19 protein-coding genes are annotated in these 17373 nt (G+C 37.2%); 6 read left to right on the forward strand and 13 right to left on the reverse strand.

All coding sequences use genetic code 11. The features are described from left to right. Window positions 1-24: 24 nt before the first annotated feature. Window positions 25-807: a carbon-nitrogen family hydrolase gene (locus tag H0184_RS02415; protein ID WP_313771702.1), complete on the forward strand. Its 783-nt coding sequence runs from the start codon at window positions 25-27 to the stop codon at window positions 805-807. 34 nt (window positions 808-841) lie between these two features. On the opposite strand, the gene H0184_RS27950 is transcribed toward H0184_RS02415, so the two are convergent. The 3 genes from H0184_RS27950 to H0184_RS02430 form a co-directional block, all read right to left on the reverse strand. After that, complete coding sequence (locus H0184_RS27950) at window positions 842-1915, reverse strand: PAS domain-containing sensor histidine kinase (RefSeq protein ID WP_313771703.1); 1074 nt, start codon at window positions 1913-1915, stop codon at window positions 842-844. A gap of 177 nt (window positions 1916-2092) precedes the next feature. Continuing rightward, window positions 2093-4387 carry a thiamine pyrophosphate-dependent enzyme gene (locus H0184_RS02425; RefSeq protein ID WP_221820512.1) on the reverse strand — a complete coding sequence of 765 codons (2295 nt, stop codon included), beginning with the start codon at window positions 4385-4387 and terminating at the stop codon, window positions 2093-2095. After that, window positions 4387-5400, reverse strand: a complete 1014-nt coding sequence (locus tag H0184_RS02430) for a 2-oxoacid:acceptor oxidoreductase family protein (protein WP_221820514.1) — start codon at window positions 5398-5400, stop codon at window positions 4387-4389. The genes H0184_RS02425 and H0184_RS02430 overlap by 1 nt, the downstream gene beginning before the upstream one ends. A 301-nt stretch (window positions 5401-5701) precedes the next feature. Between H0184_RS02430 and H0184_RS02435 the strand changes: the two genes are divergently transcribed. Continuing rightward, window positions 5702-7444: a B12-binding domain-containing radical SAM protein gene (locus tag H0184_RS02435; RefSeq protein ID WP_221820516.1), complete on the forward strand. Its 1743-nt coding sequence runs from the start codon at window positions 5702-5704 to the stop codon at window positions 7442-7444. 24 nt (window positions 7445-7468) lie between these two features. On the opposite strand, the gene H0184_RS27555 is transcribed toward H0184_RS02435, so the two are convergent. Next, the gene (locus H0184_RS27555) at window positions 7469-7600 is read right to left on the reverse strand and encodes a hypothetical protein (RefSeq protein WP_260631381.1); all 132 of its coding nucleotides are present in this window, start codon (window positions 7598-7600) and stop codon (window positions 7469-7471) included. Beyond that, window positions 7601-7762, reverse strand: coding sequence for a hypothetical protein (locus H0184_RS02440; RefSeq protein ID WP_221820518.1), 162 nt, complete (start codon window positions 7760-7762; stop codon window positions 7601-7603). Window positions 7763-7891: 129 nt separating this feature from the next. On the opposite strand from H0184_RS02440, the gene H0184_RS02445 reads away from it, so the two are divergent. Together H0184_RS02445 and H0184_RS02450 are read left to right on the forward strand one after the other, a co-directional pair. Continuing rightward, window positions 7892-8242 carry a DUF3905 domain-containing protein gene (locus H0184_RS02445; RefSeq protein WP_221820520.1) on the forward strand — a complete coding sequence of 117 codons (351 nt, stop codon included), beginning with the start codon at window positions 7892-7894 and terminating at the stop codon, window positions 8240-8242. A gap of 119 nt (window positions 8243-8361) precedes the next feature. Beyond that, window positions 8362-8562 (forward strand): alpha/beta-type small acid-soluble spore protein, encoded by a 201-nt coding sequence (locus tag H0184_RS02450; protein ID WP_221820521.1) that lies wholly within the window; start codon window positions 8362-8364, stop codon window positions 8560-8562. Window positions 8563-8606: 44 nt separating this feature from the next. Here the strand turns inward: H0184_RS02450 and H0184_RS02455 are convergent, their stop codons facing one another. From H0184_RS02455 to H0184_RS02475, 5 genes are all read right to left on the reverse strand, one after another. Next, on the reverse strand, window positions 8607-9689 hold the full coding sequence (locus tag H0184_RS02455) for an anti-sigma factor domain-containing protein (RefSeq protein ID WP_221820523.1): 1083 nt from the start codon (window positions 9687-9689) through the stop codon (window positions 8607-8609). A gap of 14 nt (window positions 9690-9703) precedes the next feature. After that, on the reverse strand, window positions 9704-10450 hold the full coding sequence (sigI, locus tag H0184_RS02460) for an RNA polymerase sigma factor SigI (protein WP_221820525.1): 747 nt from the start codon (window positions 10448-10450) through the stop codon (window positions 9704-9706). 231 nt (window positions 10451-10681) lie between these two features. Next, on the reverse strand, window positions 10682-11161 hold the full coding sequence (locus H0184_RS02465; protein WP_221820526.1) for a hypothetical protein: 480 nt from the start codon (window positions 11159-11161) through the stop codon (window positions 10682-10684). Window positions 11162-11268: 107 nt separating this feature from the next. Then, on the reverse strand, window positions 11269-12366 hold the full coding sequence (locus H0184_RS02470; protein WP_221820529.1) for an SDR family oxidoreductase: 1098 nt from the start codon (window positions 12364-12366) through the stop codon (window positions 11269-11271). A 141-nt stretch (window positions 12367-12507) separates the two neighbouring features. Further along, the gene (locus H0184_RS02475; RefSeq protein ID WP_221820531.1) at window positions 12508-14085 is read right to left on the reverse strand and encodes a peptide chain release factor 3; all 1578 of its coding nucleotides are present in this window, start codon (window positions 14083-14085) and stop codon (window positions 12508-12510) included. Window positions 14086-14270: 185 nt separating this feature from the next. Between H0184_RS02475 and H0184_RS02480 the strand changes: the two genes are divergently transcribed. Then, window positions 14271-16037 (forward strand): AAA family ATPase, encoded by a 1767-nt coding sequence (locus H0184_RS02480; protein ID WP_221820534.1) that lies wholly within the window; start codon window positions 14271-14273, stop codon window positions 16035-16037. Between the two features lie 36 nt (window positions 16038-16073). Beyond that, entirely contained in the window at window positions 16074-16481 is a 408-nt protein-coding gene (locus H0184_RS02485; protein WP_221820537.1) for a YkvA family protein, read from the forward strand. 83 nt (window positions 16482-16564) lie between these two features. On the opposite strand, the gene H0184_RS02490 is transcribed toward H0184_RS02485, so the two are convergent. The 3 genes from H0184_RS02490 to H0184_RS02500 form a co-directional block, all read right to left on the reverse strand. Continuing rightward, a complete protein-coding gene (locus H0184_RS02490; protein ID WP_221820539.1) occupies window positions 16565-16696 on the reverse strand; it encodes a YjcZ family sporulation protein in 132 nt (43 codons plus the stop codon). Window positions 16697-16717: 21 nt separating this feature from the next. Then, entirely contained in the window at window positions 16718-16822 is a 105-nt protein-coding gene (locus H0184_RS02495) for a YjcZ family sporulation protein (protein ID WP_221820541.1), read from the reverse strand. A 122-nt stretch (window positions 16823-16944) separates the two neighbouring features. Further along, window positions 16945-17370: a CotY/CotZ family spore coat protein gene (locus H0184_RS02500; RefSeq protein ID WP_221820543.1), complete on the reverse strand. Its 426-nt coding sequence runs from the start codon at window positions 17368-17370 to the stop codon at window positions 16945-16947. Window positions 17371-17373 lie beyond the last annotated feature (3 nt).

The raw sequence follows: 17373 nt of genomic DNA on the forward strand, positions 1-17373 counted from the left end.
AAATTTCGAACGAGGTGAATAGAAGTGAAATTTAAAATAACTTGTTTGCAAATGGATATCGCTTTTGGGAGTCCAAATAAAAACTATCAAAATGCAGAAAAACTAATTGATGAAGCTATGACGGAGAAACCTGATATTATTGTCCTTCCTGAGTTGTGGACGACAGGATACGATTTAACACGTCTTGAGCAAATTGCTGACAAGGATGCAGGTAATACTATTCGTTTTTTAAGAAATGCCGCGATAAAATATCAAGTTCACTTTGTGGGAGGATCTGTTGCGAATCAGGGGGAATCAGGAGTAAAGAATACCCTTCTTATTATCAATAAAAAGGGAGAACTGGTACATTCATACAGTAAATTACATCTATTCAAATTGATGGATGAGCATCTTTATCTCGAGGCTGGAGATCAGGAAGGATTATTTGAATTGGAGGGTCTTACCTTCAGTGGTGTAATCTGCTATGATATCCGTTTTCCGGAATGGATCCGTACACATACTGCAAAGGGTGCAGAAGCATTATTCGTAGTTGCGGAGTGGCCGGCAGCTCGTTTAACACACTGGAGAGCACTGCTGATTGCTAGAGCAATAGAAAACCAATGTTTTGTCATTGCTTGTAACCGCTCAGGTTCTGATCCCAATAATGAATTTGCTGGACACTCTATGATTATAAATCCATGGGGAGAAGTAATTGCTGAAGCTGGTGCGAATGAGGAAATATTGTCTGCAGAAATTGAGTTAGAACTTGTCAAAGATATTCGTAAGCAAATACCTATCTTTAAAGATAGAAGGCCGGATTTATATTAACAAAAAACCACTTCCAGTTTTTGGGAGTGGTTTTTTAATTATCAATAGTTCTAATTGGTAAAATGAGTTGGAAAGTGGTACCTATTCCCTCTTCACTCTCGATTTGAATATGCCCATTGTGTTCCTCGATAATCCGGTAACTGACCATCAAGCCTAACCCAGTCCCTTTTTCTTTTGTGGTATAAAAGGGTTCTCCGAGTTTTCTAATTTTATCCTTTGGAATACCAATCCCTTCATCCTGAATTGATATCTGTAAATATTGATCGTCAACTGATTTTATCGAAACTGTAATTTTCCCTCCATCTGACATCACTTCAATAGCGTTTTTAATTAGGTTAATAAAAACCTTTTTTAATTGGTTAGGTTCACAGTATACTAGCGGCAAATTGTTTTCATAATGTGTTTCGAACTGTACATTGAAAAGCACCGCTTGGGCACTTAACAGCTCGACAGTTTCCCTCATAATTTGACATACATCTTTCTCAAGAAATCTAATCTCTTGAGGTTTTGCCAGAATTAGAAACTCATTAATAATAGAGTCAATTCTTGCTAACTCAGAAGTTATTACATCGTAATACAAAGAATGCTGTGCTTTAATACTAGGCTCAAGTAATTGAATAAATCCCTTTAAAGCAGTCATAGGGTTTCTTATTTCATGTGCAATTCCTGCTGCAAGTTCTCCAACAATATTTAACCGATCCGACTTTCTTAACTGTTCCTGCATCTCAGCTTTTTCAGTTACATCAATAATAACAGTAAGATTCATACCATCAATTATTCCGTGCTTTGTAGAATAATCAAAATGTTTAACACTTCCGTCATACCATTTAATGACCATTGATGAATGTTTTTTACCTTTATTGTTTACTTGTTCTATATGATTAATAATTTCCTGTTTTTTATCTTCTATCTTACTAAATATGTCTAGGATGGATTTGCCTAACAGTCTTTCTATTGGAAGATCAAAAATTCTCACCGCAGCGCAATTTATATCCACAATCTGATAATTTTCATTCCATAAAATTAATCCGTCCATCGAATCTTCAAATATTCTTCGGAATTTTTGTTCACTTGGCGAAGCCTCGTTCTGATTCGCTGTTTTTCCCACTTACTGCACCTGCCTCATGAAACCTAAAATAAGGTAATTCAATATCTCTATATTCTACATTATAATATAAAATCCTTTTTACTTGACAAAAAAATAAGTATATTGTTTGTAAATTTGATTGGGAAAATTAAAAAGGTAAAGCGCAAAATTTCCCGCTTTACCTTTTACGACCTTGCCTTATAGGAATGGATTTTCGTGCTTTGCTTTAAGACGCTGCCATCTCTTTTCGACTTCTTCCTCAAATTCTTCTAAGATAGATTTGTTTTCTTCTTTTAGAAGATGTTTTGTTTTACCCATATATTTTAACCATTCGGATATTGGAACTCGTTTATTTTTCGCCTCTGGATCATGGGTTATAGTTGTAACCCCTTGTTCTACTTCATACAGCGGGAAGAAGCAGGAATTTACTGCTTGCTCCAAAATTGTGGTTCCATAACGATCCTCTGACTTCCAGTTAAGCGGGCAGGTAATCAGAATTTTGCCATAAACAGTACCAACATTTTGTGCATACCACTGTGCTTTCGCACCTTTTTTAACTAAGTCCTGAGGAAAGCTTTCTGCCCCTGTAAATACGTAAGGGATATTTGTTGCAGCCATAATTTGCGCTGTATCCTTGTGATGGAACCCTTTTCCTTTTTGTACTTTTCCTACACCTGATGTGCTTGTCATATGACCTAATGGAGTAGAATAAGACATTTGTGAGCCAGTATTCATATAGCCTTCATTATCATACTCCAGCATAATCAACTTATGTCCCCGAAGCGCAGTTCCTATGGCAGATCCCATTCCAATATCCATCCCGCCATCACCGGTTATCATAACAAACGTGGCATCGTCAGAAACTTCAATTTCTCCACGGCGTTTTAATTCCATAAACGCTTCAAGTGTTCCTGATAACGTTGCAGGACCATTTTGGAATAAGTTATGCATCATGGTTTGTTTATGAGAACTGTGGGGATATGAGGTTGTTGTCACATAAGCACAACCTGTTTGGAATAATGTGACGATATCACCTTCAATTCCTTTAAAGAATAATTCCAATCCCCCAAATATTCCACACCCAGGACAGGCACCGTGTCCGGAAGCAATTCGCTTAGGTTTGCCCGTCAATGCACGAAGCGGTGGAATTTTCACCTTAAGTTTGTTTGTTTCTTCATCCAATTTCACATCAATTAAACCAGATCTGTATACTTCACCGTGCTGAGGTGTAATTACTGGCTTAAGAATTTGATCTGGATTACCAGGAACATGTCCATAATAATCAAATGGCTTTTCAGCATATCCTTTTTCCATTGCATCGACGGTCATATCAAAGAATTTATGTGCATCAGATGCGTAGAAATCTTTACCGCCCAGGCCGAAAACTCGACTTAGTACGATTGTTTTATTTTCACGGTCTTCTTGGAGGGCAGATTTCACCTCATGTGTTAAATTTGGTCCATTTGCGCCATATGAATCTGCACGTTCACCCACTAGTAATGCTTTTACATTTTTAAGAGCCTCACGAATTTCCTTCGCCGGGAATGGACGGATAACATTTGGGCTGATTACCCCCGCCTTAATTCCTTTAGCACGTAATTCATCAACTACATCTTTCGCTGATTCACCAGCAGAATTTAAGAGGAATAATGCAACATCCGCATCTTCCATTTTATATAAATCAAGCACTGAGTATTCACGGCCTGATAAACGAGCGTATTCAGCTGCAACCTCTTTATACACCTCTCCAGCTGCATAAATGGCTTCGGATTGCTGAAAATTGTTGTTGATAAGGTCATCACCATTCATATGAGCACCAATTGTTACTGGTTTCTTTGGATCTCTTGCAAAATGATAATCTGTTGGACATTCACCAACAAATTGCTGAACGACCTTTCTTTCTTTAAAATATTCCACCCGGCGCTTTTGATGGGATGTAAAGAATCCATCATAAGCAACGATAACCGGCAGACGCACCTTAGAATGTTCTGCAATTTTCAAAGCCATAATATTCATATCATAAACCGCCTGCGGTGTACTAGCTGTTAAGATAACCCAGCCAGTATTTAAGGCAAAGTATAGATCAGAATGATCTCCTCTAATATCAAGAGGTCCACTGACAGCACGAGTTACAAGATTCATAACCATTGGAAAACGGGTTCCAGACTGAACTGGCAGCTGTTCTATCATATAAAGAAGACCATTTGCACTTGTTGCATTGAATACTCTTGCTCCGGTAGCTGAGGCACCGTAGCAAATACCCGCTGAGCCATGTTCACCATCAGCAGGAATCAGCTTAATATCATGCTCACCGCGCGCTTTCATCTGATCCAGAAATTGCGCTACCTCAGTAGAAGGTGTAATTGGAAAATACCCCATAATATGATAATTAATTTGTGCAGCTGCCATAGCAGCCATTTCATTTCCAGATTCAAAGGTGGAAAGCTGCTCAGCGATCGACGAACTGGTAATTTTATCTTCTAACATTGCCATTATGAAATCCCCCCTGCTAGATACGGAAAGTTCTGTTTCACTGTGTTAGCATCTGCATATCCAATCATTTCACGAAGATCGCCTAGTGCATCAGTTGGACAGGCTTCTACGCATTTCAAACAGCCCTTACAATATTGATAATCAATCCCTTTAAGGAACATTTGCTTTCGGCCCTTCTTATCCTCGCCAGCTCCCCAGACGAAGCAATAATCGGGACATACATTATCACACGCAGCACAATGGATACATTTATCCTGTTCAAACTGTGGAAGAAATCCTTGCCGTGAACCGCTTAAATCTTTCAATATACTATTGCCCTGAGCAGTCATAACTCCTCCGATTTCCTGAGTCATGTAACCTAATTGCGGCAGTGGACGAGAAAAACTTTTACCTTCTGCACCTTCTGGAACATCATAGGTTTTAAATTGAACCTCATTATAGCCGCGGTCAAATGTACGGATATTTGGTTCAACTAGATGAGGGTACTTCTTTTCAAACGTTTTGCGGATAACCTTACGCATGGAATCTGGATCTAAGAAATCACAAATACGATATAAGGCTCCAAGCATTGCAGTGTTTACCTTTGTTTTTTCTTCAACCGCAATTGCTAAAGCATCGACAAGGGCAAGTGTTCCATACTCAAGCTTTAAGTCTTTTTTAACCTCATCAAACTCCCGTGACGTATTTACAAGTGCGATTCCATCTGCATTCAATCCGCTGACAACATCAACTGTTCTATAGAGTGCTTCATGAAAAACAGCAACAATATGCGGCTGCTCGATTGGGCTGTGATCTCTTATTTCAACATCATGTTCACAATAACGGATAAAACTTTTAACCGGTGAACCCTTTTTTTCAGAACCGTATGATGAAAAGTTAGATCCATTCAGACCAAGACCAAGCACTCCTGCTTCAGCCAGCATTTTTCCTGCTAGGTTTGCTCCAAGACCGCCAATGGATTCAAGGCGAATCTCAAAGAACCCCAGCTCATTTTTCTTCGGTAATATAGACATAATGGCCCTCCCCTTCCTGTTCAAAAAACTAAAAATACATATAATATTAATTCCCCTCACTCATTGTAGGACATATATTTTTTTCATGCTGTGACAAAAATCAAACATCATTAATAATTTTCTATAACACCTTTCAAACACATAAACAAAACGTTAATTTATATGGATTTCATCCAAAAAATAACTATATAACAGAGAATAAACTGTGGTATAACAGCCATCCACGCTCGTTCGATTATGGTTTTTTTCAAAAATGAGATATAATATACTATTGTTTGTATTTTGTCGAAGGAGTTTTACTATGAACGTTATTTGCAGTACCTTAAATGCTAAATATATCCATACGAATTTGGCTATTCGTTACTTAAAAGCTTTTGCAGCTCCCGAATTTGATATCCAACTAAAGGAATACACAATTAAGGATCCAGTGATGAACATCGTTTCTGACCTATATCAGCAAAAACCTGCAATTATTGGATTTAGTTGTTATATCTGGAATATTGAAGAGACCATTAAAGTTGTTAATATGATTAAAAAAGTTGACTCTTCCATTCAGATTGTTTTCGGTGGTCCTGAAGTATCCTACGATACTGTTGAATGGATGAAAAAAATTCCAAGTGTAGACTTCATTGTTATGGGTGAGGGAGAACAAACATTTAAGGAGTTACTTTCTGAAATGAACGGTGAGGGAAACTTTAAAAATGTCCACGGAATAGCATACCGCGAAAATGGACAGGTAAAAGTCACACCTCAACTAAATAAACTTGATCTAAAGGAACTTCCATCTCCCTATCGATTCCCTGAAGATAAAGCTTATTTAGGAAAACGCGTCACTTATATTGAGACAAGCAGAGGCTGTCCATTTAGCTGTCAATTTTGTCTTTCTTCTATTGAAGTTGGTGTACGTTATTTTGATAGAGAGAAAATTAAGGATGATATACGTTATTTAATGGCCAATGGAGCAAAGACAATTAAGTTTGTTGATCGCACCTTCAACATAAGCAGAAGCTATGCGATGGAAATGTTCAGATTCTTAATAGACGAACATATGCCGGGGACTGTTTTTCAATTTGAAATTACTGCTGACATCATGAGACCTGAGGTTATCGAATTTCTAAATAATGAAGCCCCTAATGGCCTCTTCCGTTTCGAAATCGGTGTACAATCAACCAATGATTATACAAACGAACTTGTCATGCGGAAACAAAATTTTGAAAAATTAACTAGAACGGTCACGATGGTAAAGGATGGCGGTAAAATAGATCAGCATCTTGATTTAATTGCCGGGCTGCCAGAGGAAGATTACGCCTCCTTTAGGAAAACATTTAATGATGTCTTCGAGCTTCGACCAGAAGAACTGCAGTTAGGGTTTTTAAAAATGCTCCGGGGAACAGGACTTAGACTTCGCGCTGCAGATCATGAGTATGTTTATATGGATCATTCTCCATATGAGATTTTGGGGAATAATGTCCTGCCTTTTGATGATATTCTTCGAATCAAGCAGGTCGAGGATGTGCTGGAAAAATATTGGAATGACCATCGGATGAACCACACAATCGAGTACTTAGTAACGAATGTTTTCCCGTCACCTTTTGACTTTTTCCAGGAGTTTGGTACCTATTGGGATGAACAGGGGTGGTCTAGAATTGGTCATCAGTTAGAAGATTTATTCCGAAGATTGTTCTCCTTTTTAGAAAATCGGTCTGTTAACGATATAGAAATCATCGCAGGTTTGATGAAATATGATTATTTAATTAATCATAAGTACAAGCCCCGGAAGCCGTGGTGGGAACAAAGCTTTTCTAAACAGAATCGAACTGAGATTTATAAGCAAATAGTTGAAAACCCATCTCTCTTAGGACAAAACTATTTGGAATTAGACCTTGATGAGAAAGATTTATATAAGCACACAATGATTGAAGAGCTTTCCTTTGATCTTTCTGAATACCTATCTACAGGAACTATTATTAAGCATCCTTCGACTTTAATTGCCTATTTTGATCCTTCAAACAAAGGCACACTCATGTTTTCGTATAAACTATAAAAACAGCCGGCTGATTTAGCCGGCTTATTTCTTTTTAGTAGACTTATTATTATTCTTGTTGGCCTGAAGTACTTCATATAGCTTAGTGCCGTTTACATCGCCAAATTCAATACTAAATTCCTCACGAGTGTTCTGGACGCTTTTCTTCTCTTTCATTTAACTTCTTCCTTTTTTCCCAAGCTTTGAATTACGATTTGCAAACCTAATTGCGTTATCATCATCAGTAAATTCAGCTGAGAATTCACTTTCCTGTACATTTTTGTGAGGTGTCTTCGAATACTTATTTACTGCATCATATTCAGCTTTTCGTTTTGCCATATTTTTTGACCTCCTATCGTGTGTTACAATATTAGTTTTCACAGGAAGCAGGAATTCAATCACTTCCTTATTTTTCTTAAATAAAATTGACTTTCAAGCGAAAAATAAAGAAAAATAGGAGTGAGCATGATGACCAATAAGAAAAAGCAAAAACCTGATAATCCAACGATGAATGAAACAATCCCACATCAAATGAATGCACCAAGTTTCGAAGGAACAGGTATAAAAATGCAGCCTCCATTCATAAATGAACATGGCGTTGTGATTGGAGACAGCTTATATTCTTCACCAAACTCGCCTTTAGAAAATTGGACTGAAAATACCGATCCCGAAATTATGGCCGGGGACGAATGGGTTCACCCAACAAATGATATTGGCTGGAATACAGCAGAAAACCGAGAACTGCTCGAAAGTAAAAAGAAACCGCAAGCATATCCCTTCATGCACCCAGACAAAGACGTAAGCAAGGGAACTGATTAAATTATATAAGTATCCAAATCCGCAAAACATTACCACTTATGAAAAAACAAAATTGAATCATAATACCATTACAGAGAAAAGAAATTACTCTCTGTATAGATACTAAGGAGTTGAAAATAATGGCTAACAGCAGCAATAAATTATTAGTTCCAGGAATCGAGCAATACCTTGATCAAGTTAAATATGAAATTGCACAAGAGTTTGGCGTTAATTTAGGTTCAGATACAGTTTCACGCGCAAATGGTTCTGTTGGCGGCGAAATTACCAAAAGACTAGTAAAACAAGCTCAAGCTCAAATGGCAGGTCAACAACAACAATAATACAACTAAATACACATGGAAAAAGTCCGGCATTATTGCCGGACTTATTTTTTTCCTTTATTCTCATGTTTTCTTACATTATTATGATTATTTGTTTTCTGTTTTTCTTGTTTATTATTATTAATATTTTGTTTTTCTCGATTATTACTTTGGTTTAAACTATTCTGTTTTTCTTGGTTCTTTACCTTATTGTTCTCTCTCTGTTTCACTTGACTATTATTTCGTTTTTCGTTTCCATTGTTTTTTCCAATGTTAACTCCTGGTGAAACTTGGTTCCCGTTTTCTTGATTTATCACAACAGGTTTCTTATTTTCATCATTCTTCTTTTCATTTAGGTATTCACTTTGTCTGTTATCAGGAAGATTACTGTTATTTTTTTGTTTCTTTTGCTGACCTGGAGGCAATGTTGACTTTGCTGATGATTCAATGGGAGCCATATTATTATTTTTTTCTCTAGGTTGTTTGTTTTTAGCCGATTTATTTTTACTTCTTTGGTATATTCCAACTGGCACACCTGAGTCCCGTGCTTTTTCAATCTCTTCTTCCGTAATTGTATACACTTTTACTTCTACAAGTTGTTGGTCTATAGTTTGTTGGATTTCCACGACATTTTTCTCTAGTTTCGTTTCCACATTATCATTTAACTGTTTCGTTTTTACAGTCGAAATAACAACAGGCTCAGATTGGGATATTTGCCCCTCATCTTTTAATTCTGCAACAATAATAGCGGTTAGCACTGAAACATCCTTTTTTTCCCACTCACCCAGCTGAGATATGATTTCATCTGCTTCTTTATCAAATCCCTTTAAGTGGACAACTTCCATTTGTTTATTAAGTCCCATCTCAATACTCGTGCTGGCGTCAATCGACATATATGCATAAGCCTTGTTGCTTTGATACACTGGAATAATGGAACCCAAACAAATAATAAGCACAGCCGCCGACATTAAAGCAGTTCTTAAGGTGAAAAAGGTTCTAATTGATTTAGACTTTTTACTAACAATATTATCAGTTACTGGAAAAAAATCTATTTCTTCACCTACAGAATAAAGTCTATCACTTTTATGGGCACGTAAGAACTCACCATCTGGAGTTAGTAATGTCAAATAGGGATCATCAATTTCCATTACAATTCCCTTTCTCATGTCTCTAGCACCCCCTTTAGATAATCATTTAAATATACATAATCACTAGATAATATAAGTGCAATTGCAATAATATATTTTCTGTTCCGCTCGATTGTCTTTCTGCTGACATTAACCATTTTTTCCAGCTGCTTTATCGGAAGCCTCTTTTTTTCAATTAAGAAGCTTTTTAGTTCCTTATTTTCAACTAATTGTCTAGCTACCAAAATGGCATTTTCTCTAGCATCTGCATGCTTAGGTGAATTCTCAACTAAATCGCTAAAGCTTAAGTCATATGATGTTAACAAAGCTTGAAAGTGAATAATTTCTTCTTTTCTAATTTCCTCGTCTGACTTTTTTCTATATTCTTCAAGGGAAAGTTCGTTTACAATCACCATTCCTGCTGACTCTTCCTCAAGTGATGAATAGGTTAAGTCGATACTAACGTGTTGATTTTTAGTTTGTTTCCGAATATAATCAATAACTCTTCTTTTAATAATGACCTCAGCAAAACTAAGCAGCGAACTGCCCTTCTCAGGTGAATACTTTTCAATCGCTTCATTAAATGCAATAAGACCAATACTAAATTCATCATCGGTTTCATATATATATCGTTTACAAACAGAAGATACGTTTTTTGCTATAAATGGTTTATAAGCGTCTATTATTTCATTTAGAAGAGAGGTGTCGCCTTGTTGAATTAATTGAACCGACTCTTCTAATGTACGTTTTTTATTCCTGGTTAAAAACAATAAACCTAGCATTGTCTCACCTCTCAATAAACCCAATTATACCATATGAATAGGAATTTGGATTTTGTGGTGATAAATGCATAGAGTAAAAAATAGACTCCAAATATTGAAAATTTTCCCTTAAAAAGTTGTTGATGATAAAGCCTCTTTCACTCTAAATATTTACGTCTAATAAGCCTCCTTTTATGGGGGCATTTTAAAAATTTGCATTAAAATAGCTTCAAATCCTTGTCAGATTTGAAGCTATTTTGAGCCAACAGCCTTTTTATCTCGAGAAATTAACAACCATCTAATAAAAAAACCTATGAGCAATCCTGGTATTACAAATGACATTGGTAAAAAGACAGGACCTGGATGGACATTAAATATAGTGACCTTTGGTGAAATCATTAGACCCACAGTAACCATATATGCAGAGAATACAAATGGCAAATAAGAATACTTTTCTCCCTCAGGCATCGCTGTACGATATCCATCCCACATTGAAAACATATAAACACACGGGTAAAACAAGAGCCATTGGTAATTAATTACAGCCTCTGCCTTTTCAATTTCACCTAAAAAACTGTACATAATTCCGCTGTTAAAACGACTGTTTACATTCATAATAAATTCAAGAGTTACAAACAATAAACCTTTGATGTACTGGCCAGTTAACAGTTGGCTAAATCCTGGAAAGGCTATGTTCCATAGTACTGCTTCTAATTTACTTATTTTTTTCATTTCTCTATCTCGCTTCTGTAAGTTGCTTCCAAGTTAGTTTTACCAGTAATTCACCTAATAAACGAGAAAGAGAAGAAATATTTTCTTACAGCAATAATAATTAAAAATTATAAAATTGGGATATGAAAGTTAGGATTATCTTTTTGTTTCAAATAAAAAGCTGTCATAGGCTTTATCCCTTCCTTAAAATCGGGGCAGCTGATACCAGAACCCTTTAAATCATTGACAGCCTGAGTACAATCAAAATGCCCCATCCATGTAAAATAATCCAACGCCTCTTTTTCAACCCTTAATAATTTTCTCATTGGTTTAATAGAAAGAAACCATTTACCCATCGTTAACGGAAGCGTTCCAATCGGTTTTTTGTTTAACATTTCCTTCATCATAAAACTATAAATATCAGTTGCACGATATGGCCGAGGATCAGTCAGGTGGTAAGTCTTTCCTGTCCCATTTTCAAAAAAACTAAGATAGGCTGCTGCCTGAACGATATAGTCAATTGGAACCAAATTCACGAATGCTTCGCCCTTTCCTAATCTAGGCAGTATCGGGAGAAATTTTAACCTTTCCAAAAAATTCATCATAAAATATGGACCATCAAATTTAATCGTTTCTCCTGTATGCGAATGTCCCTTAACAATTCCAGGGCGAATGATCGTGATGGGAATTTCCTTTTTCAATTTATCCACTAGGACCTCTGCTTCATACTTGGTTTCTTCATAATGATTTTTAAAGCTTGTGGGACGAATAAGCTCTGTCTCGAATAAAGTTCCCTCACGTTTTCCCACAACATATGCGGTACTAAAATAGACGTATCTTTTTAGATGAGGCAGCTCTCTTACCCATTTATTCACATTATCCGTACCTTCCACATTAATCCTATAGGCGATATCCCTTGGCACTGCCAAATCATAAATAGCAGCAAGATGAAAAACATGTGTGATCCCTTCTCTTAATTTTTCTTGGTTTGCCTCTGAAATCAAAAGTGAAGGTTTTGTAATATCTCCTTCAATAATAACAAAAGCTTCCTCACTTAAACCAAGCTCCGAGATGATTACTTGACGCTCGTTTCTTGCTTTATCCATCATCCCTTGTAGGACAAGAACATAAACCGTCCCTTTTAATTCATTCTTTTGTAATACTTCTCTAATTAATTGGCTGCATATAAAACCCGGAAATCCTGTAAAAAAATACCCATATCCCATTAATATCCCTCCCAAAAAATGTAAAGTAGACATTTGTACTAATTGTATGCCGTTCGCGAAATGTTAGTCAAGTTATTAATCTGAATTTTCTGTATTTTAACACCCAAAAAAAATGACGGGAATAATCCCGTCAAAACTTTATTACTCCTGATCCATAGGGTTATATAACTTCACACCTGGATTTTTTTCTTGGAACCAGCGAAGAGCAAAATCATTTTCAAATAAGAAGACATAACGATCAAAACGATCTTTTACGAGCATGCTTCTCGAGCTCGAGAGATTTTCATCAACGACTTCTCCTTCAACCCATCTACCTATTTTAGATCCTATGCGTTCCATTAATACCTCAGCATTATATTCATTTCTCATCCTATGTTCAAAAACCTCGAATTGCAGCTGGCCAACAGCCCCTAACAAATAATCATCCGTTTTGACCGTTTTATAGAGCTGAATCGCACCTTCCTGAACAAGCTGCTGTATTCCTTTATAAAAGGATTTTTGTTTCATGACATTCTTAGCAGATACCCTGACGAAAAGCTCAGGTGTAAATTGCGGTAGTCTTTCAAATTGAAAGCTCTCTTTACCTGAGGTTATGGTGTCACCGATTTGATAGGTACCAGTATCATAAAGTCCGATGATGTCTCCGCTGACTGCCTCATCAACCGTGTTTCTTTCCTCAGCCATAAAAGAAGTGGATTGAGAAAGTTTTATTTGTTTACTTAAACGCGGGATGTTTACCGTCATTCCGCGTTCAAATTTACCAGAACAAATTCGAACAAAAGCTATCCTGTCACGATGTGCAGGGTTCATATTAGCTTGAATTTTAAAAACAAAGCCTGAAAACTGGTCTCCAAGCGGATCAATTTCACCCACCGAAGAATTACGAGCCATTGGTGCTGGAGCAAATTGCAGGTACGTCTCTAGGAATGTTTGGACCCCAAAAGTGGTTAATGCACTGCCAAAGAAAACTGGGGTAATCTTGCCATCCGCTACTTTTTCAGCAGAGAAATCATTACCCGCTTCGTTAAGCAGCATAATCTCTTCGAGCGTTTGGTCATACAGTCCAGAAGCCTTTAATGGATGGTCACCTTCTATTTCTCCTTCACCATTTAAAGAAATAAAACGATCTTCGTCGTTTACTCTAAATTGTTCAATTCGATTGTAATATCGGTCGTAAATCCCAAGAAACTCTTTTCCCATTCCAATTGGCCAGTTCATTGGATATGATTCAATACCAAGAACCTCTTCTAGTTCAGCAAGAAGCTCTAATGGTGCTTTCCCTTGACGGTCCAGCTTATTGATAAAAGTAAAGATAGGAATTCCACGCATACGGCAGACCTTAAATAACTTTAATGTCTGTTCTTCAATCCCTTTTGCAGAATCAATGATCATAACAGCACTGTCTACAGCCATTAAGGTACGATAGGTATCTTCACTAAAGTCCTGGTGTCCAGGTGTATCCAAAATGTTGACACGAAAATCATTATAGTCAAATTGCATAACGCTGGATGTAACAGAAATTCCCCGTTGCTTTTCAATCTCCATCCAGTCACTTGTTGCAAACTTACCTGTTTTTTTTGCTTTTACCGTTCCAGCGTCACGTATAGCTCCGCCGAACAATAATAATTTTTCTGTAAGTGTTGTTTTCCCGGCATCCGGGTGAGAAATAATCGCAAAGGTCCTGCGCGATAGTACTTCTTCTTTAAAATTCTTACCCATTTCAAATTCCTCTCTTTTAACAATCAAAAAATTTTTCACGTACCCTTAATCTTATAGTCTTGCGGTAAAATTTGCAATCCTTTAATATAATCCAATTGGAAATTCATTTCCACCTATTCCCACACCCACTTATGTTATTTTCCTTTTATAATAGAATAAGACTCTGTTTAAGGAGATGACTATAATTGAATCAAAGTAAAAAACTAGTTTCAAAGATCATTCCGCTCATCGCAGCGTTACTAATATTGACAGCAGGTATTACTTGGTTTATCCAAACAACGAATAAAAAAATAGAAATTCCTTTTTCTTCTGTAGAAAGGACCATTCAAAACCAGAATGGGAAAACTGTTGCACTAACCGAGCATTCAGACGGCAGCCTTCTTCTTGAAGCGGGTAATCATAAATACGTATCTCATGTTCCTCCAAACAGCCAAATGGTGGACAAACTAGTTGAAAAATATAATATAACTTACTCATTTTCAAATAGCAGCACCTATGGAAAGTGGATCATGGCAGGTATACTACTTGCCCTCGTTTCAACTGCTTTGGTACTTCAAAAAACTAAAGGTGGTCTTGGGCTTTCAAACTCGATGAAAAGCAGTGTTTCTCAAGCACGCCCTCTTCCTGATATTAGTTTAGAAGATGTTGGCGGAATTGGTGAAGAAATGAAGGAAGAAATCCTCCAAACACTTTCATCACTAAAAGAACCTGAGAGAGCCATTAAAATGGGGATAAAACCTCCAAAAGGTATCTTATTATATGGACCGCCAGGAACAGGTAAAACGTTATTAGCACAAGCGATTGCTCATGAATTAAATGCAGCTTTCTTTTCAGCCAGCGGGTCTGCTTTTAATGAGTTATTCGTTGGCGTCGGCGCCAGCAGGGTACGCTCTTTATTTCAGAATGCAAGAAAACAAGGCCCGGCTGTAATCTTCATTGACGAAGTAGACGCACTAGCAGGCAGAAGAAAAGCCCATGGCGGTGAAGAGGCAGAAAAAACTCTAACAGAACTCCTTGTCCAGCTTGATGGGGGGCAATCAAATGATGGAATATTATTTATTGCCGCCACGAATAGAAAAGATATGCTGGATGAAGCTTTCTTAAGACCAGGGAGAATTGACTTCACTTTCCAAGTTCCGCTTCCTGATACAAAAGGAAGAAGAGAAATTATTGATATTCATACAAAAGGAAAAGCACTAAGTGCTGAGGTTCTAGCCTCTTTAGATGAATTAGCCGAAAGTACGTCTGGCTTTTCCGGTGCAGAGCTGCAGTCGCTATTTGAAACAGCAAGCAGAATGGCTGTACGTAACGGGCAGGAAGTATTAACAAAAGCTGACCTAGACTATGCTCTTGACCGAACTATATTAGGCAGTACTTCTCGTTCTTTACAAGATATCGACACGAAACGCCGGGTGGCTATTCATGAAGCAGGTCATGCCATTGTTGCTTCATTAACCAAGCCAGGTTCTGTAAGAAAAGCTACCATTATCCCTCGCGGCGAAGCACTCGGTTATGTGGCACCAATTCCTAAGGAGCTGCATTTATCAACAACAAGCGATTTGCTGGATCGAATTGCAATGGTATTAGCTGGCGGCGTTGCCGAAAGAATGCTTCTTGGTGAACATAGTATAGGGGTCAGCGGTGACGTTAAGCAAGCAAAGCAAATTATTGAACAAATGGTAGATACTGGTATGATCCAAGGCGGTTTTACCCTAACTTTTAACAAACAGGACAAGGAAGTAAAGATGCAAGGACTGTTTGAAAAAGGGATAGAAAAAGCAGAGAATCTCATTAAGAGTCATCAGCAGCAGTATCAACATTTAGTCGATAGCTTGTTAAAAAAGGAAACTCTTGAAGGCTTTGAAGTAGAAGATATTGTATGGGGAAAGACTCCAGTAATAAGTGATGATGTTTTGCACATAAATGAAATGCATGTTACTGAGGCACAATAACTTTATGTATTCTACGTAAAGGAAGTGTATGGTAAAATGATGGACTCAAAAATAGATTTTGAAGCAAAAAAGTACCAGGAAAACGCAAAGAGGTTCATTGATAATCCTAAAAAGACCGAAGGCTTATTGAAGAAGGCAATCTTAAAGGCGAGGAATAATAAAGGAACTTTAGGTGACGCATGGGAAAAGCTGCAACTATTTTTTGATTTAGTTCAAGCATATTCAAAAGGCGAATATCGAAACGTCGCACCTGCTACTATCTTGACTATTATTGGTGCAATCTTATATTTCGTTTCTCCATTAGACGTTGTCCCTGATTTTTTGGTGGGCTTAGGCATCCTCGATGATGCAGCAGTTATCACCTTTACGCTAAAAAAATTATCAGCTGAGATTGATGAATTTAAAAAGTGGAAACATTCAAAAATAACAAACCCTCTTGACTAGTCAAGAGGGCTTGTTATTTTTGTCTGCTGCAGCGCCTAGGAACAACTTCATTTTCCCTGATCAAGGCGCTTCCGCTTTTCGTTTTATCTAAAGCAAGCTGCACCAACGATGATTAATAGGATAAATAAAACTACGATTAAAGCAAAGCCGCCGCCAAATCCAGTACCACAGCCTCCATAACCAAAGCCGCCACCGTAACCATATCCATATGGCATATTTATAACCCCCTCTTTAATTTAATAGTATCCTCGGCCCCAAGAAGCCCCGATAATAATTAACAAAATGAATAATACAACTAGAAGGGCAAAGCCGCCGCCATACCCGCCATGTGAACCAGACATTTACATTACCTCCTTTTTTAATTCCATATATCCTATTCATAGGGTTAAAAATGTGCGATAGTTACATATCCAAATAACCCACTTTTCCAAAAAAAGAATAAGCCCAATAATCTAATTGGGCTTTAACACTTTGGATCTATAATCGGCAGTATACGATTTACTAATCTTGGTGATAGAGCCTGTATTGAAGTAAAGCAGGTGAGGTCTACAATAATACAATTCATTGTAGTTCTTAACGAAAAGAAATTTTCGCAAAGATCTACTGGGCAGCCATCTATATCTATTGGCTCAAGAAGAGATAGTGTAGCGCAGCATCTCTTTTCATCTAATGCTTCTAATCTAAATACATTTGTTGTAAAGAAGTCCCCATTATTTGTCCAACCCCAAGCCTCAAATTGACATTCTCTCGTAGAGAGTATAAATGGAATCGTGTTATATCCAAATTCATCATTTATAAAACGAAAATCTTCAAAGGATAATCTCCTCTGTTCTTCCAAAAGTTGTTGAAGTTCCTGACAAACACATGTATTCTTTTGATTTTCCCCCATAAT

The organism is Neobacillus niacini, from assembly GCF_019749295.1.
Taxonomy (GTDB): domain Bacteria; phylum Bacillota; class Bacilli; order Bacillales; family Cytobacillaceae; genus Neobacillus; species Neobacillus niacini_D.

Excerpts from the sequence above, each read along its gene's own strand:
- H0184_RS02440 (WP_221820518.1), bottom strand. The coding sequence starts at position 7,762 with ATGGCAAAACGAAAAGCTGAATATGATGCAGTAAATAAGTATTCGAAG.
- H0184_RS02425 (WP_221820512.1), bottom strand. The coding sequence starts at position 4,387 with ATGGCAATGTTAGAAGATAAAATTACCAGTTCGTCGATCGCTGAGCAG.
- H0184_RS02485 (WP_221820537.1), top strand. The coding sequence starts at position 16,074 with ATGATGGACTCAAAAATAGATTTTGAAGCAAAAAAGTACCAGGAAAAC.
- H0184_RS02465 (WP_221820526.1), bottom strand. The coding sequence starts at position 11,161 with ATGAAAAAAATAAGTAAATTAGAAGCAGTACTATGGAACATAGCCTTT.
- H0184_RS02435 (WP_221820516.1), top strand. The coding sequence starts at position 5,702 with ATGAACGTTATTTGCAGTACCTTAAATGCTAAATATATCCATACGAAT.
- H0184_RS02430 (WP_221820514.1), bottom strand. The coding sequence starts at position 5,400 with ATGTCTATATTACCGAAGAAAAATGAGCTGGGGTTCTTTGAGATTCGC.
- H0184_RS02475 (WP_221820531.1), bottom strand. The coding sequence starts at position 14,085 with ATGGGTAAGAATTTTAAAGAAGAAGTACTATCGCGCAGGACCTTTGCG.
- sigI (WP_221820525.1), bottom strand. The coding sequence starts at position 10,450 with ATGCTAGGTTTATTGTTTTTAACCAGGAATAAAAAACGTACATTAGAA.
- H0184_RS02450 (WP_221820521.1), top strand. The coding sequence starts at position 8,362 with ATGGCTAACAGCAGCAATAAATTATTAGTTCCAGGAATCGAGCAATAC.
- H0184_RS02470 (WP_221820529.1), bottom strand. The coding sequence starts at position 12,366 with ATGGGATATGGGTATTTTTTTACAGGATTTCCGGGTTTTATATGCAGC.
- H0184_RS02495 (WP_221820541.1), bottom strand. The coding sequence starts at position 16,822 with ATGTCTGGTTCACATGGCGGGTATGGCGGCGGCTTTGCCCTTCTAGTT.
- H0184_RS27555 (WP_260631381.1), bottom strand. The coding sequence starts at position 7,600 with ATGAAAGAGAAGAAAAGCGTCCAGAACACTCGTGAGGAATTTAGTATT.
- H0184_RS02455 (WP_221820523.1), bottom strand. The coding sequence starts at position 9,689 with ATGGAAATTGATGATCCCTATTTGACATTACTAACTCCAGATGGTGAG.
- H0184_RS02500 (WP_221820543.1), bottom strand. The coding sequence starts at position 17,370 with ATGGGGGAAAATCAAAAGAATACATGTGTTTGTCAGGAACTTCAACAA.
- H0184_RS02490 (WP_221820539.1), bottom strand. The coding sequence starts at position 16,696 with ATGCCATATGGATATGGTTACGGTGGCGGCTTTGGTTATGGAGGCTGT.
- H0184_RS02445 (WP_221820520.1), top strand. The coding sequence starts at position 7,892 with ATGACCAATAAGAAAAAGCAAAAACCTGATAATCCAACGATGAATGAA.